The organism is Actinopolymorpha singaporensis (assembly GCF_900104745.1).
GTDB lineage: Bacteria > Actinomycetota > Actinomycetes > Propionibacteriales > Actinopolymorphaceae > Actinopolymorpha > Actinopolymorpha singaporensis.
Window position 1 is genome coordinate 5,502,813 of record NZ_LT629732.1, and the last position, 20,141, is coordinate 5,522,953.

Annotated in this window: 18 protein-coding genes; 6 read left to right on the forward strand and 12 right to left on the reverse strand. The window is 72.2% G+C overall.

What is annotated here, in order from left to right; translation table 11 throughout:
* Window positions 1-211 precede the first annotated feature (211 nt).
* A complete protein-coding gene (locus tag BLU27_RS24650) occupies window positions 212-1,216 on the forward strand; it encodes an LLM class flavin-dependent oxidoreductase (RefSeq protein ID WP_092656005.1) in 1,005 nt (334 codons plus the stop codon).
* Between the two features lie 16 nt (window positions 1,217-1,232).
* Here BLU27_RS24650 and BLU27_RS24655 read toward each other — a convergent pair whose 3' ends face one another.
* The 9 genes from BLU27_RS24655 to BLU27_RS24695 form a co-directional block, all read right to left on the reverse strand.
* Complete coding sequence (locus tag BLU27_RS24655) at window positions 1,233-2,006, reverse strand: acVLRF1 family peptidyl-tRNA hydrolase (protein WP_197681565.1); 774 nt, start codon at window positions 2,004-2,006, stop codon at window positions 1,233-1,235.
* Entirely contained in the window at window positions 1,984-2,307 is a 324-nt protein-coding gene (locus BLU27_RS24660; RefSeq protein ID WP_092656006.1) for a metal-sulfur cluster assembly factor, read from the reverse strand. The genes BLU27_RS24655 and BLU27_RS24660 overlap by 23 nt, the downstream gene beginning before the upstream one ends.
* The gene (gene sufU, locus BLU27_RS24665) at window positions 2,304-2,861 is read right to left on the reverse strand and encodes a Fe-S cluster assembly sulfur transfer protein SufU (protein ID WP_092656007.1); all 558 of its coding nucleotides are present in this window, start codon (window positions 2,859-2,861) and stop codon (window positions 2,304-2,306) included. The genes BLU27_RS24660 and sufU overlap by 4 nt, the downstream gene beginning before the upstream one ends.
* 32 nt (window positions 2,862-2,893) lie before the next feature.
* Entirely contained in the window at window positions 2,894-4,216 is a 1,323-nt protein-coding gene (locus BLU27_RS24670; RefSeq protein ID WP_197681978.1) for a cysteine desulfurase, read from the reverse strand.
* On the reverse strand, window positions 4,216-4,980 hold the full coding sequence (gene sufC, locus BLU27_RS24675) for a Fe-S cluster assembly ATPase SufC (RefSeq protein WP_092656008.1): 765 nt from the start codon (window positions 4,978-4,980) through the stop codon (window positions 4,216-4,218). Before sufC ends, BLU27_RS24670 begins: the two co-directional genes overlap by 1 nt.
* Window positions 4,981-5,006: 26 nt before the next feature.
* On the reverse strand, window positions 5,007-5,342 hold the full coding sequence (locus tag BLU27_RS24680; RefSeq protein ID WP_092656009.1) for a non-heme iron oxygenase ferredoxin subunit: 336 nt from the start codon (window positions 5,340-5,342) through the stop codon (window positions 5,007-5,009).
* Window positions 5,339-6,703 carry a Fe-S cluster assembly protein SufD gene (gene sufD / locus BLU27_RS24685; protein ID WP_241827617.1) on the reverse strand — a complete coding sequence of 455 codons (1,365 nt, stop codon included), beginning with the start codon at window positions 6,701-6,703 and terminating at the stop codon, window positions 5,339-5,341. Before sufD ends, BLU27_RS24680 begins: the two co-directional genes overlap by 4 nt.
* 84 nt (window positions 6,704-6,787) lie before the next feature.
* Complete coding sequence (gene sufB / locus BLU27_RS24690) at window positions 6,788-8,200, reverse strand: Fe-S cluster assembly protein SufB (protein WP_092656010.1); 1,413 nt, start codon at window positions 8,198-8,200, stop codon at window positions 6,788-6,790.
* A complete protein-coding gene (locus tag BLU27_RS24695; protein ID WP_092658221.1) occupies window positions 8,197-8,994 on the reverse strand; it encodes a helix-turn-helix transcriptional regulator in 798 nt (265 codons plus the stop codon). Before BLU27_RS24695 ends, sufB begins: the two co-directional genes overlap by 4 nt.
* A gap of 285 nt (window positions 8,995-9,279) precedes the next feature.
* On the opposite strand from BLU27_RS24695, the gene BLU27_RS24700 reads away from it, so the two are divergent.
* The 3 genes from BLU27_RS24700 to BLU27_RS24710 all read left to right on the forward strand — a co-directional run bounded on the left by BLU27_RS24700 (window position 9,280) and on the right by BLU27_RS24710 (window position 12,136).
* Window positions 9,280-10,215, forward strand: coding sequence for an ABC transporter ATP-binding protein (locus BLU27_RS24700; protein WP_092656011.1), 936 nt, complete (start codon window positions 9,280-9,282; stop codon window positions 10,213-10,215).
* Entirely contained in the window at window positions 10,212-11,009 is a 798-nt protein-coding gene (locus BLU27_RS24705) for an ABC transporter permease (protein ID WP_092656012.1), read from the forward strand. Before BLU27_RS24700 ends, BLU27_RS24705 begins: the two co-directional genes overlap by 4 nt.
* A gap of 128 nt (window positions 11,010-11,137) precedes the next feature.
* Window positions 11,138-12,136, forward strand: a complete 999-nt coding sequence (locus tag BLU27_RS24710; protein ID WP_241827618.1) for a COX15/CtaA family protein — start codon at window positions 11,138-11,140, stop codon at window positions 12,134-12,136.
* 133 nt (window positions 12,137-12,269) lie between these two features.
* On the opposite strand, the gene BLU27_RS24715 is transcribed toward BLU27_RS24710, so the two are convergent.
* Window positions 12,270-13,913 carry a DEAD/DEAH box helicase gene (locus tag BLU27_RS24715; RefSeq protein WP_092656013.1) on the reverse strand — a complete coding sequence of 548 codons (1,644 nt, stop codon included), beginning with the start codon at window positions 13,911-13,913 and terminating at the stop codon, window positions 12,270-12,272.
* A 227-nt stretch (window positions 13,914-14,140) separates the two neighbouring features.
* Between BLU27_RS24715 and BLU27_RS24720 the strand changes: the two genes are divergently transcribed.
* Window positions 14,141-15,655, forward strand: a complete 1,515-nt coding sequence (locus BLU27_RS24720; protein ID WP_092656014.1) for an MFS transporter — start codon at window positions 14,141-14,143, stop codon at window positions 15,653-15,655.
* Between the two features lie 33 nt (window positions 15,656-15,688).
* Here BLU27_RS24720 and BLU27_RS24725 read toward each other — a convergent pair whose 3' ends face one another.
* Both BLU27_RS24725 and BLU27_RS24730 read right to left on the reverse strand, forming a co-directional pair.
* Window positions 15,689-16,534 (reverse strand): tyrosine-protein phosphatase, encoded by an 846-nt coding sequence (locus BLU27_RS24725; RefSeq protein ID WP_092656015.1) that lies wholly within the window; start codon window positions 16,532-16,534, stop codon window positions 15,689-15,691.
* Window positions 16,535-16,670: 136 nt separating this feature from the next.
* Window positions 16,671-17,729, reverse strand: a complete 1,059-nt coding sequence (locus BLU27_RS24730) for a heme o synthase (RefSeq protein WP_241827619.1) — start codon at window positions 17,727-17,729, stop codon at window positions 16,671-16,673.
* A gap of 283 nt (window positions 17,730-18,012) precedes the next feature.
* On the opposite strand from BLU27_RS24730, the gene tkt reads away from it, so the two are divergent.
* Entirely contained in the window at window positions 18,013-20,118 is a 2,106-nt protein-coding gene (gene tkt / locus BLU27_RS24735) for a transketolase (RefSeq protein WP_092656016.1), read from the forward strand.
* Window positions 20,119-20,141 lie beyond the last annotated feature (23 nt).

Here is a 20,141-nt window from a genome sequence, read left to right on the forward strand (position 1 = left end):
CGTTCGGCGAATCGTCGCGAGTCGTTGACCTCACCCTTCCGGCGGTGCGTAGGTGGTGCGCAGGTCACGGGGTCCTGAATTGCGAGCGATTATCCCACTTGGCGGCATTACCGGCATTGGTTTCCGGCGATGACCCTCACCGGCGGCGACCGCTTCCTGCCGCGCCGTACCCGTCGACTCGCCCGAACCCATCCGGTCGAGCGCCTCGCTCATGGGCCCGCCGGCGGATAGCCTGCGAGCGCGAACCCCGCAAAAGCCCCGCGGGGCGGTGAGAGGAGCCGGCGTGCACGTAGGTCTGATTCTCCCGATGGGTGATGAGCAGGAGCCCGGAGTGCCCCGCGGCTACGCCGGCATCCGCGACCTCGCCGTCCGGGCCGAGGCGCAGGGCCTGGACTCGATCTGGGTCTACGACCACCTCGTGGGTGACTCCACCGACGACAGTGCCGGCTCCCCCTGGGAGGCCTGGACCGTGCTGACGGCGCTGGCCGAGGCCACCTCGACCGTCCGGCTGGGTGCGCTGGTCCTGTGTACGGCGTTCCGGCCGCCCGGCGTACTGGCCCGGATGGCCGACACCCTGCAGGAGGTCAGCGGCGGCCGGCTGGTCCTCGGTCTCGGCGCGGGCTGGCACGAGCCGGAGTTCCAGGCGTTCGACCTGCCCTTCGACCACCGGGTGGGGCGGTTCGACGAGGCCCTGCAGATCATCACCACGATGCTGCGCACCGGCCGGGCGACCATCGCAGGTGAGTACCACCGCGTGCAGGACGCGCCGGTCCGCGACCGGCCCGACCGGCCGGTGCCGCCGGTGCTGGTCGCGGGCGTTCGGCCGCGGATGCTCGGGCTCGCCGCGCAGTACGCCGACCTGTGGAACCTCGCGTGGTTCGGGCTGCCCGGAGACCGCTTCCGCCAGGCGAACGCTGCGCTCGACCAGGCCTGCCGCGACGTCGGCCGCGATCCGGCCACGCTGGCCCGCACCGCCGGTGTGCAGGTGGCCGCGCCGACGGCCGCCAACGCCGAGGAGAAGCCCGAGCGGCTGATCCGCGGCGACGTCGACGAGGTGGCCGCGGCGTTCGCCGCCTGGGAGGCCGAGGGGGTCTCGGAGCTGATCTGCTCACCCGACCCGGCCGACCCCGACACGGTGACCCTGATCGCCGACGCCTGCGCGCGCTACCGCGAGAACGCCGGCCGTACGACCGACACCTCCCCGCGGGTGCGGTAGCCGGCGCGCGGTGGGTTCAGGCGAGCTGGTCCGGCGGAGCTTCCTGAGCCGCCTGAGCCGCCTGAGCCGGCTCGGTGAGCCGCAGCCGGACGGCACGGAACCGCTCCGGCGTCGCCCGCAGCACGGCGAGCTTCGGGTCGGGCACGTCCAGGTGCGGCCCGGTCACCAGCGCCCGCAGCGGCGCCAGTCTCGGGTCCTGCAGCACCTGGCCCACGGCTCGACGATCACCGCCGACGACCACCGCGGCCAGGTCGGAAAGATGAGGCAGCACCACCCGGGCGGCCACGTCCGCCGCCGCGGCGAACGCCTCCCGGGCCTGCTTCTCCCGGCGCCGCGCGAAGCGCTGCTGGGACCATCCACCCGCGGCGGTGCGGCCCTGCACCAGGCGCGAGCCGACCTTCGACCTACGCAGCACGGGGCCGTCGAACACCCCCGCGGCGTAGCCGCCCATCCGCACCAGCACCACACCGACCGTGCGGTCCCGGATCACGTGCGCCACCAGCCCGGCGTACGGCAACGCCGGATCGGGGGTGAGCGGCGGGAAGGGCACGCCGACCTCCACCCGGGCACCGTCGGCCGCGCGCACGATCACGGAGGTGCCGTCGGCCGGCACCTCTGCGTCGCTTCGGGCGGCCGGGTCCGCAGGGCCGCCGTGCCGGGTGAGAAAACCCGCCAGCCAACGGTCGAGCCGATCCGGCCCGACCGTCAGCTCGCGGGTGGATTCCTCTAGGCCGGCAACGGATCCGGACTCCGGCTCGAAGGCCGGCTCAGACGTTGAAGCCGAGGGCACGCAGCTGTTCCCGGCCGTCGTCGGTGATCTTGTCCGGCCCCCACGGCGGCATCCAGACCCAGTTGATCCGGAACGCCTCCACGATGCCGTCGAGGGCGACCTGCGTCTGGTCCTCGATCACGTCGGTCAGCGGGCACGCGGCCGAGGTGAGGGTCATGTCGATGGTCGCCACGCCCTCGTCGTCCAGGCTCACGCCGTACACCAGGCCGAGGTCGACGACGTTGATGCCCAGTTCCGGGTCGACGACGTCCTTCATCGCCTCGAGCAGGTCGTCCTCGCTCGTCTTCACGGCCTCGCTCATCGGCCGGCTCCCTTCTCGTCGTTGTCCGCATCGCCAGCGTGGTGGTCGTCGGCACCGGCCGACGCCGTGGCACCGGACACGTCCAGCGTGCCCGCACCGTCCGGCTGGTCCACCTGTGCCTTCGCGGTCGCGTCCTTCCACGCCATCCAGGACAGCAACGCGCACTTGATCCGGGCGGGGTACTTGGAGACGCCGGCGAACGCGATGCCGTCCTCCAGCACGTCCTCGTCGGGTTCGAGCTTCCCCTTGGACTGCATCAGCGTGAGGAACTCGTCGTGCAGCCGCAAGGCTTCCTTGACAGTCTTGCCGTGCACCAGGTCGTACATCACCGATGCCGACGCCTGGCTGATCGAGCACCCCATGCTGTCGTACGACACGTCCGCGACCCGCGCGTCGGCACCCTCGCCCTCCAGGTGCACCCGCAGCGTCACCTCGTCACCGCAGGTGGGGTTGACGTGGTAGACCTCGGCCTCGAACGGCTCCCGCAGGCCCTTGCCGTGCGGGTTCTTGTAGTGGTCCAGGATGATGTCCTGGTACAACGCCTCGACCTGCATCAGGTCAGCACCGTCCTGTCGTCTGCGGCTGGTCAGCTCGTGGTGGTCGCGCCCGACCGCCCGCTCGTCCCCACGGTCGTCTCGGCCACGCCGAAGAACCGCCGGACCTGCTCGATCCCGTCGGCGAGTACGTCGATCTCGGCGCGGTTGTTGTAGAGGTAGAACGTCGCCCGGGTGGTGGCCGGAATCTTGTAGCGACGCACGATCGGCCAGGCGCAGTGGTGCCCGACTCGCACCTGGATGCCGAGCTCGTCGAGCACCTGGCCCACGTCGTGCGGGTGGAGCTCGTCGACGACGAAGGACACCGCGCCGCCGCGTGCCTCCGCGGTGGGCGGCCCGATGATGCGCACGCCGGGGATCTCCGGCAGGCGTTCCAGCGCGTACGCCGTGAGGTCGCGTTCGTGCGCCTCGACCGCCTCCATGCCGACTGTCTGGAGGTAGTCGACCGCGGCGCCCAGTCCGATGGCCTGCGCGATGTTGGGTACGCCGGCCTCGAACCGCTGCGGTGGCGCGGCGAACGTCGTCCCCTCCATCCGCACGACCTCGATCATCGACCCGCCGGTGAGGAACGGCGGCATCGCGGCCAGCAGCTCGTGCCGGCCGACGAGAACGCCGATCCCGGTGGGCCCGAGCATCTTGTGGCCGGAGAACACCAGGAAGTCCACGTCCAGGCGGGCGAAGTCGACCGGCTGGTGCGGCACCGACTGCGCGGCGTCCAGTACGACCAGCGCGCCGACAGCGTGCGCACGGGGCACGATCAGGTCGAGCGGATTGACCGTGCCGAGCACGTTGGACTGGTGGGTGAGCGCCACCAGCCTGGTGCGCTCGTTGATCAGCTCGTCGATGCCGGACAGGTCCAGCCGGCCGTCGTCGGTGAGGCCGAACCACCGCAGCGTCGCACCGGTGCGCCGGCAGAGCTCCTGCCAGGGCACGAGGTTGGCGTGGTGCTCCATCTCGGTGACGACGACCTCGTCGCCCGGCCCGATCCGGAAGCGCTCCGCCTCCGGCCCGGCGGTGGCGGCGTTGCTCATGGCGTAGGCCACGAGGTTGATGCCCTCGGTGGCGTTCTTGGTGAACACCACCTCGTCCACCCCGGCACCGACGAACGCGGCGATCCGGGCGCGCGCGGACTCGTAGAGGTCGGTCGCCTCCTCGGCGAGCCGGTGCGCGCCCCGGTGCACCGCGGCGTTGTGCTGCTCGTAGAAGTCCCGCTCGGCGTCGAGCACCTGGCGCGGCTTGTGCGAGGTGGCCCCGCTGTCGAGGTAGACCAGCGGCCGGCCACCGGGCATGACCCGCTCCAGGATCGGGAAGTCCTTGCGGATCCGCTCCACGTCCAGGCCGGTCCGGTCGGCGATCACGACGATGCGCCCGCCTTCTGGTAGCTCGCGTACCCCTCGGCCTCGAGCTTCTCGGCGAGCTCGGGGCCGCCCTCCTCCGCGACCCGGCCGTCGACGAAGACGTGCACGTAGTCGGGGGTGATGTAGCGCAGGATGCGGGTGTAGTGGGTGATCAGCAGGACACCCTTGTCACCCTTGCCGTGGAAGCGGTTGACGCCGTCGGAGACGACCTTCAGCGCGTCGATGTCGAGGCCTGAGTCGGTCTCGTCCAGGATCGCGAACTTCGGGTCGAGCAGCTCCAGCTGCGCGATCTCGTGCCGCTTCTTCTCACCGCCGGAGAAGCCCTCGTTGACGTTGCGCTGGGCGAAGTCCGCACCCATGCCGAGCTTCTCCAGGGCACCGTTGACGTCCTTCACCCAGCTGCGCAGGTTGGGCGCCTTGCCGTCGACGGCGGTCTTGGCCGTACGCAGGAAGTTGGCCACGGACACCCCGGCCACCTCGACGGGGTACTGCATCGCGAGGAAGAGGCCGGCGCGGGCGCGCTCGTCCACGCTCAGGGACAGCACGTCCTCACCGTCCAGGGTGACCGAACCACGGGTGATCTGGTACTTCGGGTGGCCGGCGATGGAGTAGGCCAGCGTCGACTTGCCCGAGCCGTTGGGACCCATGATCGCGTGGGTCTCCCCCGACCTCACGGTCAGGTTGACCCCGCGCAGGATCTCCTTCGGGCCGGCCTCGGTCTCGACGGAGACGTGCAGGTCGCGGATCTCGAGGGTGCTCACGGATTCAGGCTCCAGTTCTTGCGGGGTCAGGCTCGGGTGTTGAGCGGGTGGTGGACGTCGACCAGCACGTCGTCGCCGTCGATCTTCACGGGGTAGACCGGCACCGGCTCGGTGGCCGGCAGTCCGGTCGGGGCGCCGGAGTTCAGATCGAACCGCGAGCCGTGCAGCCAGCACTCGATCTCGCCGTCCTCGACCTCCCCCTCCGACAGCGCCACCTCCGCGTGCGAGCAGACGTCGTGGATCGCGTGGACGTCGCCCTCGCTGCTGCGCACGACCGCGACGGGTACGCCGTCGACGACGACCGGGATCGCCCCGACGTCGGGAAGGTCGGCCAGCGGGCAGGCGCGCAGGTAGTCGGTCACGCGCCCACCTCCTGCGCGGCACCGCTCGACGCGGGCACCGCGGTGGAGGACGCCGGTGGCAGCCCGACGCTGCGCTCGAGCTCCTCCTCGACGTGGCCCATCAGCCGCTCCCGCAGCTGGGGAACGCCGATGTGCCGGATGAGGTCGGCGAAGAAGCCGTGCACGACCAGCCGGCGGGCCTCGTCGGCCGGGACGCCGCGCGACTGGAGGTAGAACAGCTGCTCGTCGTCGAACCGGCCGGTGGCGCTGGCGTGCCCCGCGCCCTCGATCTCGCCGGTCTCGATCTCCAGGTTGGGTACGGAGTCGGCCCGGCAGCCGTCTGTCAACATCAGGTTGCGGTTGTGCTCGTACGTCTGGATTCCCTCGGCCACCTTGCGGATCAGCACGTCGCCGACCCACACGGTGTGCGCGCCCGCGCCCTGCAGTGCGCCCTTGTACTCGACGTTGCTTCGGGTGTGCGGCTGGTTGTGGTCGACGAACAGCCGGTGCTCCAGGTGCTGGTCGGCATCGGCGAAGTACAGGCCGAGCGCCTCGACCTCACCGCCCGGACCGGCGTAGGAGAGGTGGCTGTGCAGGCGTACGAGATCACCGCCGAAGGTCACCACCACGTGCCGGACGTGCGCATCCCGGCCGATCCGCAGCGCCTGGTGCCCGGCGTGCACGGCGTCGTCGGCCCAGTCCTGCACCGACACCAGTGTCACCTTGGCGCCGTCGCCGACGGAGAGCTCGACGTTGTCGGCGTAGGTCGCCGAGCCCACGTGGTCGAGGACCACGACCGCCTCGGCGTACGGCTGGACGTCGACGAAGGTGTGGGCGTAGCTCGCACCCTCGGCCGCCTCGCCGCGCACGGTCACCACCACCGGGTCCGCCGGTCGCGCCTCGGCCGGAACAGTCACCACCGTTGCCTGGCCGAACGACGTCCACGCCTGGGCGCTCACCCGGTCACCGGGCTTGTGCACCGAGCCGAGCCGTGCGTCGTCGCGGCCCACGGTCTCCACCCGCACCTCCGGGCCGGCGGAGACGTCGACGACCACCTTCCCGGAGGCCTCCGCCGAACCGTCGGTGAGGCGGCGCAGCCGCTTCAGCGGGGTGAACCGCCACACCTCCTCCCGCCCCGTCGGGACCGGGTGGTCGGCCAGGTCGAAGGAGCCTTCCGGATGCAGGTGGGACGCGGGCTGGGCGTCCGCACCCGCGCCGTGGGAGTGCGCCTGGCCGGCCGAGCCCGCGGGGGTCGGCGGCGGGCCGGCGACGGCACCAGTGTCCGGCGAGAGCACCTGGGACGCCACGGCTGCGCGTTCCTGCGCGGCCTCGGCCCCGGTGTGGGTCTGGTCGTGATCGGGCATGTCGGGTGTCGCTCTCACCTTCTCGTCGTACCAACAGGTCGTCGGCGGGGTGGTGCGGCCGGGGTCCGGGAACCGGAGCCGCCGGCCGCACCGCCACCGGGGTCAGCCGACGGCCCCCTCCATCTGCAGCTCGATCAGCCGGTTCATCTCCAGCGCGTACTCCATCGGCAGCTCGCGGGCGATCGGCTCCACGAAGCCGCGCACGATCATCGCCATCGCCTCGTCCTCGTTGAGCCCGCGGCTCATGAGGTAGAAGAGCTGGTCGTCGGTCACCTTGGACACCGTGGCCTCGTGCGCCATCTCCACGTCGTCCTCGCGGACGTCGACGTAGGGATAGGTGTCGGACCGGCTCACCTGGTCGACCAGCAGCGCGTCGCACTTCACCGTGCTCTTGGAGTGGTCGGCGCCGTCCTGCACCTCGACCAGGCCGCGGTAGGAGGTGCGGCCGCCGCCGCGGGCCACCGACTTGGAGATGATCGAGGAGGACGTACGCGGCGCGCAGTGGACCATCTTGGCGCCCGCGTCCTGGTGCTGGCCCTCGCCCGCGAACGCGATGGAGAGCGTCTCGCCCTTGGCGTGCTCGCCCATGAGGTAGATCGCGGGGTACTTCATCGTGATCTTCGACCCGAGGTTGCCGTCGACCCACTCCATCGTCGCGCCCTCGGCCGCGGTCGCCCGCTTGGTGACGAGGTTGTAGACGTTGTTGGACCAGTTCTGGATCGTGGTGTAGCGGCAGCGGGCGTTCTTCTTCACGATGATCTCGACCACCGCGGAGTGCAGCGAGTCCGTGGAGTAGATCGGCGCGGTGCAGCCCTCGACGTAGTGCACGTAGGCGCCCTCGTCGACGATGATCAGCGTCCGCTCGAACTGCCCCATGTTCTCGGTGTTGATGCGGAAGTACGCCTGCAGCGGGATCTCCACGTGCACGCCCGGCGGCACGTAGATGAAGCTGCCGCCGCTCCAGACAGCGGTGTTGAGCGCGGCGAACTTGTTGTCGCCGGCCGGGATCACCGTGCCGAAGTACTCCTTGAACAGCTCGGGGTGCTCACGCAGGCCGGTGTCGGTGTCGACGAAGATGACGCCCTGTTCCTCGAGGTCCTCGCGGATCTTGTGGTAGACGACCTCGGACTCGTACTGCGCGGCGACACCCGCGATCAGCCGCTGCTTCTCCGCCTCGGGGATGCCCAGCTTGTCGTAGGTGTTCTTGATGTCGTCGGGCAGCTCGTCCCAGGTGGTCGCCTGCTTCTCGGTCGACCGCACGAAGTACTTGATGCTGTCGAAGTCGATCGTCGACAGGTCGGCGCCCCAGGTGGGCATCGGCTTGCGGTAGAAGAACTTCAGCCCCCGCATCCGCAGGTCGAGCATCCACTCGGGTTCGTTCTTGAGCGCGGAGATCTCGCGCACGACATCCTCGGACAGGCCACGCTTGGCGGTCGCGCCCGCGGCGTCGGAGTCGGCCCAGCCGTACTGGTAGCGGCCCAGCCCCTCGAGTTCGGGATGCGCGGTCGTGCTCATGAAGGATTCCTCCCAGTTCGGGATCGAACACTGCGGGTCGTGGCGTGCGTCGTGGGGTTGGTGGTGGAGTTCGTCGTCGGGTGCGGGCTCGTGGTGCGCTCGGGAGCGTGCGCCGCGTCGGGGCGGACGGCCCCGGCGGGACGGGGTACGTGGGTCGTGCACACGCCGTCCCCGTGCGCGATGGTGGCGAGGCGCTGGACGTGTCGCCCGAGCAGCCGGGAGAACACCTCCGTCTCCGCCTCGCACAACTGCGGGAACTGCTCGGCCACGTGGGCCACCGGGCAGTGGTGCTGGCACAGCTGCTCGCCCGTGCCCGCCGGCTCGACCGAGGCAGCGTACCCGTCCTCCGACAGCGCCTCGGCGAGCGCGGTTGTTCCCTCGTCGGCGGGAAACGCGGTGGCGACCGAGCGGTAACGCTCCTCGAGCCGGCCGACGAGCCGCCGGGCGAATGCTTCCAGCGCGTCCTCCCCGCCGGTCTCGCGGATGTAGCGCAGCGCGCTGACCGCCAGGTCGTCGTAGGCCTGGTGGAACGCGCTGCGGCCCTCGTCGGTGATGGCGAAGACCTTGGCCGGGCGCCCGCGACCGCGGGGGCCGCGAATCCGCTGCTCGCGGGCCGCGACGACACCCTCGGCCACCATCGCGTCCAGGTGGCGGCGGATCGCCGCCGGGGTCACGCCCAGCTGGTCGGCGAGCGCCGCCGCCGTCTGCGGCCCGCGCTCGAGGATCACCCGGGCAACCCGTTCCCGGGTGGACTCATGCCCGGCCTCGGCGTCCGCATGCGCAGCACCGCCCACCCCTGCGGGCGCTGTGCCCGGGGGTGCGGAGTGCGGCGCCGGCGGGGCCGGAGCCACCGGAGTCGTCCGGGTGTTTTTCACAACGCCATTGTGCTGTTATTCGTCCGGAGAGGCTAGTGAGGTCGACCTAACTCCTCCTGCGTGACGGCCGGATGGAGCTGCGACCTTGGTCACATCCGCTCTCGTTCGGGTACGAACCGGACGCTTCGCCCTCGCGTCACCCCGGCAGCACCCCCGCACGTCCCGGCGGTCGGACCTCCCAGGTGACCGACCTAGACTCCCAGAGTGGGCGATCTGGTGATCGAGATCGAGGACCTCGTGGTGCGCTACGGGCGGGGCGGTTCCGCCGTCACCGCCGTCGACGGGCTGAGCCTCACCGTCCGGCAGGGCAGCGTCACCGCCATCCTCGGCCCCAACGGCGCCGGCAAGACCTCCACGATCGAGACGGCCGAGGGCTACCGTCGCCCCGACCGTGGCCGGGTGAGCGTCCTCGGCCTGGACCCGGTGGCCGACCGGCGGGCGCTGATGCCCCGGCTCGGCGTGATGCTCCAGGAGGGCGGGGCGTGGTCCGGCGCCCGGGCCCGGGAGATGATCCGGCACGTCGCCCGGCTGCACGCGCATCCCCTGGACGTCGACCTGCTGGTAGAGCGGCTCGACCTCGGCAGCTGCGGCCGTACGCCGTACCGCCGGCTGTCGGGCGGGCAGAAGCAGCGCCTGGCCCTGGCCACCGCCCTGGTCGGCCGCCCCGAGCTCGTCGTGCTGGACGAGCCCACCGCCGGACTGGACCCGCTCGCCCGGCGGTCCACCTGGGAGCTGGTCGAGGAACTCCGCCGCGACGGGGTGTCACTGGTCCTCACCACGCACTACATGGAGGAGGCCGAACGCCTCGCCGACCAGGTGTACGTCATCGACCACGGCCGGGTGATCGCTTCCGGCTCTCCCGCCGAGCTGACCTCGCGCGGCGCCGCCAACTCGCTGCGGTTCCGCGGGCCGATGGGCCTCGACGTCCGGTCGCTGCGGGCTGCCCTGCCCGCCGGGAGCGAGGTCCGCGAACCCGCACCCGGCAGCTACCTCGTCCTCGGCGAGATCGACCCGCAACTGCTCGCCACGGTCACCGCCTGGTGTGCCGCCAACGGCGTGCTCGCCGACGACCTCGCGGTCGAACGCCACACCCTCGAGGACGTCTTCCTCGAGCTCACCGGACGGGAGCTGCGCGCGTGAGTGCCGCCACCTTCGCCCCCCGTCCCGGCGCGGCGTCCCTGCCCCGGATGGTGCTCGCCCAGGGCCTGATGGAGGCGCGGCTGCTGTTCCGCAACGGGGAACAGGTCGTCCTCGCCCTGGTCATCCCGCTGCTGCTCCTGGCCGCCGGAACGCTCGCACCCGGGCTGTCCCTCGGCCCCCAGCGGCGCATCGACGTCCTCGCACCGGGGGTCATCGGCCTGGCGGTGATGTCCACGGCGTTCACCAGCCTGGCCATCGCCACCGCCTTCGAACGCAGGTACGGCGTCCTCAAGCGGCTCGGCGTCTCTCCCCTGCCCCGCACCGGGCTGCTGGCCGGGAAGGTGCTCGCGGTCTTGATGGTGGAGGTCGTGCAGGTCGTCCTGATCGGCGCCGTGGCCTACGCCCTGGACTGGCGGCCCCACCTCGGCGCCGGCACGGTCGGCGCGGTCGTCGTCCTGGTGGTCGCGGGTACGAGCGCGTTCGCCGCCCTGGGACTGCTGATGGCCGGCACGCTGCGGGCGGAGGCGACCCTGGCCGGCGCCAACCTCGTCTACCTGCTGCTGGTGGTGTGCGGCGCGACCCTGGTGCCGGTGGCGTCCTACCCGGCCGCGATCCAGCCGGTGATCGGCTGGCTGCCGTCGGCGGCCCTGGCCGAGGGACTGCGGCACACGTTCGGCGTGGCCGGCGCCTCGGCAGGCACTTCCTGGGGAGCCGTGGCGGGTTCCGCCGGCATCCTGGCGGCCTGGCTGCTCGCGGCGGCGCTGGCCACCTCGCGTACGTTCCGCTGGGAGTGAGCGGGCCGATCGGGTGGTCAGGCGAGCCATATCCGGGTGATTTGCCCCGAGCCGGACATCCGGCCCGGCGGACCCGGCGGCCGAGGGGAGCCGACAGGCGTCCGGGAGTGGCCGCTTACGCTTGGCGCGTGCAGGTCCCCCGTCCCACTCTCGGCCAGATCCGCGGCCTGGCCGTCGCGTCGCTGGTCGCCAACCTCGGCATCGTGATCACCGGCGGCGCCGTCCGGCTGACCGGTTCGGGGCTCGGCTGCCCCACCTGGCCGAGGTGCACCGACACCTCGTTCACCGCGCATCCCGAGCTCGGCCTGCACGGTGTGATCGAGTTCGGCAACCGGCTGCTGACGTTCGTCCTGGCCATCGTGGTGGGGCTGACCTGGCTGGCGGCGATGCGCTACCTGCCACGCCGCCGCGACCTGCGGTGGCTGTCCGGAATCCTGCTGCTGGGCATTCCGGCCCAGGCCGTCGTCGGCGGCATCACCGTGCTGACCCACCTGAACCCGTGGGTGGTGGGCGCGCACTTCATGGTGTCCCCGGCGCTGGTGGCGGTGGCCGTGGTGCTCGCCCGGCGTACCCGCGAACCCGGTGGGCCGATGGCGCCGTCCGTTCCCCGGCCGGTCCGCGGCCTGGCGTACGGCCTGTTCGCCACCGCCGTCGCGGTGCTCTACCTCGGCACGGTGGTCACCGGGAGCGGTCCGCACGCCGGTGACCTGCAGGCTCGGCGCAACGGCCTGGATCCGGCGGCGGTCAGCCAGGTTCACGCCGACGTGGTGTTCCTGCTGATCGGCCTGACCGTCGGGATGATGGCGGCGGTCTGGGCCACCGGCGCGCCGGCGCGCGCCCGGCGGGCCGCCCTCGCTCTGCTGGTGGTCGAGGTGGGCCAGGGAGCGGTCGGGTTCCTGCAGTACTTCACGGGCCTGCCGGCCGCCCTGGTCGGCATCCACGTCGGCGGCGCGGCGCTCACGCTCGCGGTGGCGACATGGGTGCTCGTCGGTACGCGGGGACCGGCGGCGACGGCGGACGGGTTCTCCGAGTCCCGGGAGGCTGCGAAGACGTCAGCTGAGAGGTCCGCGGACAGGTCCGCGGCGCTCACGGTCCGCGGGATCGCCCCGGCCGGCCCCCGGGACTGACCAGTACTCCTCCGCTTCCGCAGAAGCACCCCTCCGCTCCGCGGAAGCCGGATCCACGGAGAAAACCACGAGGACCCGCGGTGGCCAGGTGCCACCGCGGGTCCTCGTACTTGTCTGCCCGTCAGGCCGTCCGTCAGGAGGCGCGGCTGGTACGCCCCTCGCCTCGGCGGCCACCGTGGTCCGTGCGGCCGGGGCGGCCGGCACCGGGACGACGCGGCCGGCGTCCGCCGGAACCGCCTCGCCCGCCGCGGCCGTGCCCGCCCCGGGCACCGGACGGCTCGACCGGCGCGGGCCGGGTCACCACGATCGGCGTACCCGAGGCGGCGACGTCCCGGACGGCCTCGTGCCCGGGCTCGACGTCGACCGCGTTGGGGGTGACCTTCGCCAGCTTGTGCAGCTTGGCGACGTCGCGCCGCTGGTCGGGCTGGACCAGCGAGATGACCATGCCGGACGCGCCGGCGCGGGCCGTACGGCCGGACCGGTGGAGGTAGTCCTTGTGGTCCGCCGACGGGTCGTAGTGCACCACGAGATCCACGTCGTCGACGTGGATGCCGCGGGCGGCCACGTCGGTGGCGATGAGCACGCGGGGCGCGCCGGAGGCGAACCCGGCAAGGGCACGTCGCCGCGCTCCCTGCTTGAGGTTGCCGTGGATGGCCGCCGCCTCGACGCCCGCGTGACCGAGCTGGCGGGCCAGCCGGTCGGCACCGTGCTTGGTGCGGACGAAGAACAGCGTCCGGCCCGGGCGGGCCGCGATCTCCGCGGCAACGGCAACCTTGTCGTCCGGTCGCAGGGTGAAAACCCGGTGCTCGACCGACTCCACCGGTGCCGCGGCCGGAGCGACGGCGTGCACGGCCGGGTCGGTGAGGTACGTACGGACCAGCCGGCTGACGCCCCGGTCCAGCGTGGCCGAGAACAGCATCCGCTGCCCACCGGCGGGCGTCATGTCCAGCAGCTTGGTGACCGCGGGCAGGAACCCGAGGTCGGCCATGTAGTCCGCCTCGTCCAGCACGGTGACCTCGACCTCGCCGAGCGAGCACTCGCCCTGCTCGATCAGGTCGATCAGCCGGCCAGGAGTGGCGACCACGATGTCGACGCCGCCGCGCAGCGCCATCACCTGGCGCCGCATGGAAGCGCCGCCGTAGACGGTGGTGAGCGAGGCGTTGAGCCGCCGGGCGAGCGGGGTCAGGACGTCGGCGACCTGCTGGGCGAGCTCGCGGGTGGGCACCAGGACCAGCCCGCGGGGCGTGCCCGGGCGACGCGTGTCGACCCCGGCGCTCAGCCGGGCGAGCATCGGCAGGCCGAACGCCAGCGTCTTGCCGGAGCCGGTCTGGGCGCGACCCAGCACATCGCGCCCGGCGAGGGTGTCGGGCAACGTTCTGGCCTGGATGGCGAACGGCCGGTCGATCCCCCGCCGGGAGAGCGCCTCGACCAGCCGCTCGGGCAGGCCGGTCTCGGCGAAGCTCGCGGGCAGGTCGGCGGACTCGGCGACGGAGGCCGCGTCCAGAGCGGCATCCAGCTCGCGCTCGTACGCGGCAAGTCCGTCCTGCGAGGGGGCGGAAGTGGGCCTACCACCGCGCTGCGGGCGGGTGACCCGGCCCCGGGAACGGCCCGCGGGCGCTGCGTCACCGCGACGGCGCGGACCGTTGGCGCCGGAGATACCGGAGGAACGGGAGGAGCCCGCGGAACGGCCGGAACCGGAGGTACGAGCGGCACTGCTGAAGTCAGAGGTGGTACGACGAACGCGGCGGGAGTATTCCGCCTCGGAGTACTGGGGCATGAAGAAGGACAGCTCCGTGAAATGGCTGCGGCCGCGACTTCCGGTCCGCGGTGCGCGCGACGCCCGGCCGGCACGCGAGAAGGGCCTGGCAGGCGGAAACGGAACAACGCTCGGAGGGCGACCATGCGGGCGGCTCGCCCACAGGAGAGACGGCGGACGCCGTCGCAGAGGAATCATACCCAGATGGCCCGTCCTGGCCACAATCGGGTTCCGTAGGCTCGGTCACCATGAGCAGCACCGCGTCCGGCGCCGGCTCCGCCGGCTCCGGCGGCAACACGGACGGTCACCGGGTGTCCCTCGCCTCCCCCACCGGGCGGTGGGTGCTGACCGCCGCGATCCTCGGCTCCGGCATGGCCCTGCTGGACGGGACGGTGGTCACCATCGCCCTGCCCGCCATCGGGCGTTCTCTCGGCGGCGGACTGCTGGTCCAGCAGTGGGTACTGGACGGCTACCTGCTCACCCTCAGTGCGCTGCTGTTGCTCGGCGGGGTCCTCGGCGACCGGTACGGCCGGCGGCGGGTGTTCACGCTCGGTCTGGTCCTGTTCACGCTGGCCTCGCTGGCCTGCGGGCTGGCGCCCAGCGGGCCGGTGCTCGTGGCCGCCCGGCTCGCCCAAGGCGTCGGCGGCGCCCTGCTCGTTCCCGGCAGCCTGTCCCTGATCGACGCCTCGATCCGCTCGGAGGACCGGGGCCGGGCGGTCGGCGCCTGGGCCGGACTCACCGGCGTCGCCGCGGCGGTCGGCCCGTTCGTCGGCGGCTGGCTGGTGGTCGCCGCGTCCTGGCGGTGGGTCTTCCTGATCAACCTCCCGATCGCCGCGGTCGCGCTGGCGCTGACCGTACGCCACGTGCCGGAAAGCCGGGCCGCGGCCACGTCCCACCGGCTCGACGTGCTCGGAACGGTCTGCGTCACCGCGGGGCTCGCCGGCCTGATGTACGCACTGATCGAGGTGCCCGCCCACGGCTGGACACCCGCGACCGTCGTCGCGGTGGTCATCGGCGTCGCGGGTCTGGTCGGGTTCCCGCTGGTGGAGCGGCGCTCACCGGATCCGCTGCTCCCCCTGGACATCTTCGGTTCCCGCCAGTTCACCGGCGCGAACCTCACCACGCTCGCGGTGTACGCCGCGCTGGGCGGCGCGTTGTTCCTGCTGGCGCTGCAGCTGCAGCAGTCCCTCGGCTACTCCGCGCTGGCCGCGGGCGTTGTCAACCTGCCGTTGACGGTGCTGATGCTGCTGCTCTCCCCCAGGATCGGCGACCTCGCGCAACGCATCGGACCCCGGCTGCCGATGACGATCGGGCCGCTGGTCGCCGCCGCCGGCCTGGCGCTGATGGCCAGGATCGTGCCGGGTACGTCGTACTGGACGGTGGTGCTGCCCTCGGTGGTGGTGTTCGGACTGGGCCTGTCCATCACCGTGGCGCCGCTGACCTCGACCGTGCTCGCGTCGGTGCCGGAGGCCCGGGTGGGCACGGCGTCCGGCGTCAACAACGCGGTGGCGCGTACCGCCGGGCTGCTGGCGGTGGCCATCCTGCCGCCGGTCGCGGGCGTGAGTATGGGCGGCGGCCCGCTCGGGCCGGGCTATGTCCGGGCGATGGTGATCGCGGCGGTGGTGTGCGCGGCCGGAGGGCTGGTCGCGTGGGCGACCGTACGCCGGGGAACGCCGGTCGAGCACCACCCCCTGGCCGGGCTGCAGCAGTGCTGCGGCGATCCCGCGACCCGGTGCGCATACGAGGAGCGCGCCGCCCGCTGACCCTACGGGCACCTGCCGAACGCAGGCCGCACCTCAGCCGACCAGGCGGTCCCGCAGCCCCTGCGCCCGGTCCGGCCCGAATCCGCCGCGCTCGAGGTAGTTCGCGACACCTCCGTACTTGCTGTCCAGGTGCTCCAGCGTGGTCCGCATGACCTCCGGCGGCGTCGGCTGGAGCCCGCGCATGATCTCGCGCACCCGCGGGTCGCTGATGGCCGCGAGGGCGGCGGCGTTCTCCTCCACCAGCCGGCCCTCGGTCAGGGCATAGTCGGCGGCGATGGTGGCCGTCTCCACTCCGGCGAGATGCAGCGCCATGGCCACCACCATCCCGGTGCGGTCCTTGCCGCCGGCGCAGTGCACCACGACACCACCGGGCGGGGCGTCGGCGATCGCGGCCACGGCGGTCGCGAACAGCCGCGGCCGCAGGTCGAGCATCGCGATGTAGATCTCGGCGAGGGTGAGCCACTCGTGGTCGGGGTCGGCGGGGTTCTGGACAGGCACGTGACAGTGCAGCGGGGTGCCCAGGAACGGGCTCGGCGCACGCTCGCACTCGGCGTGCCGGCGCAGGTCGATGACCCGGCTCACGCCGTACGCGTGCACGGCGGCGACACCCTGCTCGGTGAGGCGGTGCGGACTGTCGGTGCGGATCAGCGCGCGGTGCCGGATCGCCCGGCCGTCGGTGGTCGGCAGCCCGCCGAGGTCGCGCGCGTTGCGGCAGTCGGGCCAGTCGAGGTGGCGGGACGGCAGGCCGTCCAGGTCGAGGGCGGCCTCGACGTCGTCGCGCCGGTTGCCCTGGGGAGTGATGTGCGAACTGTTCAGCGGAGCGTTCTGGAGACCGTCGTGGAAATCGTCGCGTGGACCGTGCTCTGCCGTACCAGCCATCTGTGCGGTGCACCCCTCACTGCCCGTTTACCGCGTCGTCGCACCCGGCGCGCGACGACCGGGCTCCAGCCTATGCGGCCGGGACGCCCGTACGGAGGAGTGTTCGGCAACGGTCAGGCCCGCGGGGACCGACGGCTCAGCGCGTCACCAGCGGGTCCAGCGCGACCGCCACGAACAACAGCGCGAGGTAGAGGTTGGACCAGTGGAAGAAGCGCATCGGCCGCAGCGCCGGGCCGGTCTGGCCGCGCGCGACCCGGCGTACCAGCGCGAACGCCTCCACCATGACGACGGCGCCCAGCACGGCCGCGGCGACGGGATACAGCCAGCCGGTCGGCGCGATCGGCCACAGGGCCAGGGAGGCCAGCACGGTCGCGGCGGAGTAGGCCACCACCTGCCAGGCGACGGCGCGCTCGGTGGCGACCACCGGCAGCATCGGCACACCGGCCTCGGCGTAGTCCTCGCGGTAGCGCATCGCCAGCGTCCACGTGTGCGGCGGCGTCCAGAAGAACACCACCAGCACCAGCGCCAGCGGCGCCCAGTCGAGGGACCCGCGCACCGCCGTCCACCCGATCACCACCGGGAAGCAGCCCGCGATGCCGCCCCACACGATGTTCTGTGACGTACGGCGCTTCAGCACCAGCGTGTATACGAGGATGTAGAAAGCGTTCGCGGCCAGTGCGAGCCCGGCCGACAGCCAGTTGACGACGAAGCCCAGCCACAGTGTCGCCACCAGGCCGAGCGCGATGCCGAAGACCGCGGCATTGCGCGGGCCCACCGCGTGCCGGGGCAGGGGCCGGCGGCGGGTGCGGCGCATCCGCTCGTCGATGTCGCGGTCGAGTACGCAGTTCAGGGTGTTGGCGCTGCCGGCGGCGGCGATGCCGCCGACCATCGTGGCGAGCACCAGCCCGAGCGACGGGACGCCTCGCTGGGCGAGGAACATCACCGGCACGGTGGTGACGAGGAGGAGCTCGATGATGCGGGGCTTGGTGAGGGCGACGTACGCCGCCACGACGTCCCGCCAGTGCGCCCGGCCGGGCGGGGCGGTGCGTCCGTGTCCCGCGTCCGGCCCGGCGGTGCGGTGGCCCGAGGTGCGCGACCCCGAGGTGGTGGGGCCGGAAGCGATGGGGCCGGAGTCGACTGCCGCCACGAACACCTCGTCACCGGAGTACAAATCGGCCGGACGGTCCGGCCGCACGATCGCCGCAAGTCTAGGAGCCGTTCCCCGGAGGGCCTTCCCCGGGCTTACGGTGGCGTGCGGCCGGACCCCCATACCCATACAGTCCGGACACAATCGCGGGGGCGAAACGGTTCCGTCGTCCTGCGCGGGGTAAGCCACACCACTGCGCCGCACCGCGCACAGTGATCCAGGGTCATTTCCGGGCCTCGCGGTGGACGGCACCGCCGCGCGAGCAGATCCGCACGTGGGTAGGCTCGCAAATGATGGCTTCCGCATCCTCTGACAGGAGTCGATCAGCCGTATGACTTCCAGCGACGCACCTGCCCCCCTCGACTGGACCGACCTGGACAAGCGGGCCGTGGACACCATCCGCGCGCTCGCCATGGATGCGGTCGAGAAATCCGGCAACGGCCACCCCGGCACCGCGATGAGCCTGGCGCCCGCGGCGTACCTCCTCTTCCAGCGGCTGATGCGCTACGACCCCGCCGACCCCGACTGGATCGCCCGCGACCGGTTCGTGCTCTCCGCCGGCCACACCAGTCTCACGCTGTACATCCAGCTCTTCTTCGCCGGCCTGCTCGATCTGGAAGACCTCAAGCACTTCCGCAAGTGGGGCAGCCGCACCCCTGGTCACCCCGAGCACGGGCACACCCCAGGAGTGGAGACGACGACCGGTCCGCTCGGACAGGGGCTGGGCAACGCCGTCGGCATGGCCATGGCCGCCCGCCGCGAGCGCGGCCTGCTCGACCCGGACGCCCCGGCCGGTCAGAGCCCGTTCGACCACCGGATCTACACGATCGTCAGTGACGGTGACATCGAGGAGGGCATCAGCCACGAGGTCAGCGCGCTGGCCGGTCACCAGAAGCTCGGCAACCTCGTCGCGTTGTACGACGAGAACAAGATCTCCATCGAGGACGACACCACGATCGCCCTGTCGGAGAACGTCGCCGAGCGCTACGAGGCCTACGGCTGGCACGTGCAGACCGTGGAGTGGAAGCGCTCCGAGGAGTACGTCGAGGACGTCCAGGCGCTGTACGACGCCTACGAGAAGGCGATCGCCGAGACCGACCGTCCGTCGCTGATCGTCCTGCGCACCATCATCGCCTGGCCCGCACCGCACGCCCAGAACACCGGCAAGGCGCACGGTGCCGCACTCGGCGCCGACGAGGTGGCCGCGACCAAGCGCATCCTGGGCTTCGACCCGGACGAGACGTTCGTGGTGGAGGACGAGGTCCTCGAGCACGTACGCAAGGTGCGCGAGCGCGGCGGCCAGGCGCACCGGGACTGGACCGGCGCCTTCTCCGCCTGGCGGACCGAGAACCCCGAGCGCGCCCGGTTGCTGGACCGGATGCGGGAGCGCCGGCTGCCCGAGGGCTGGACCGACCGGATCCCGACGTTCGAGGCGGGCAAGGCCGTCGCCACCCGCAAGGCGTCCGGTGCGGTGATCTCCGCGCTCGCCCCGGTGCTGCCGGAGCTGTGGGGCGGCTCGGCCGATCTCGCGGAATCCAACAACACCACGCCCGTCGGCGAGCCGTCGTTCATCCCACCGGAGTACTCCACCAAGGAGTTCGCCGGCGACTGGTACGGCCGGGTGCTGCACTTCGGCATCCGCGAGCACGGCATGGGCGCGATCCTCAACGGCATCGCCCTGCACGGCGGGACCCGGCCCTACGGCGCGACGTTCCTGGTGTTCAGCGACTACATGCGCCCCTCGGTGCGGCTGGCGGCGCTGATGCAGCTGCCGGTCCTCTACGTCTGGACGCACGACTCGATCGGCCTGGGCGAGGACGGGCCGACCCACCAGCCGATCGAGCACCTCGCCTCGCTGCGGGCGATTCCGGGACTGGAGATCATCCGGCCCGGTGACGCCAACGAGACGGCGGCGGCGTGGAAGTTCGCCCTCTCCCGGCCCGACAGGCCCAAGGGGTTCGCGCTGTCCCGGCAGAATCTCCCGACCTTCGACCGTTCGGAGGGCAGCGGCTTCGCGCCGGCGAGCGAGGTCGGCCGCGGCGGCTACGTCCTCGTCGACGCACCGGGTGACGCGGTGCCCGACGTGATCCTGATCGCGACCGGCTCCGAGCTGCAGATGGCGGTGGCCGCCCGCGAGCAGCTCGCCGAGGAGGGCGTCGCGGCCCGGGTCGTCTCGATGCCGTGCGTGGAGTGGTTCGACGCGCAGGACAAGTCCTACCGCGACACCGTCCTCCCGCCGACCGTGCGGGCCAGGGTGTGCGTCGAGGCCGGCATCGCCCAGCCGTGGTACCGCTTCGCCGGTGACGCCGGCCGGATCGTCTCGATCGAACACTTCGGGGCCTCGGCGGATTACCAGACCCTGTTCGAGGAGTTCGGATTTACGGCGGGCACGGTGGCGCAAGCCGCCAGGGAGAGCCTGGAGGCGGTACGCGGCTGAGCCCCGACACCCACACAGCTAAG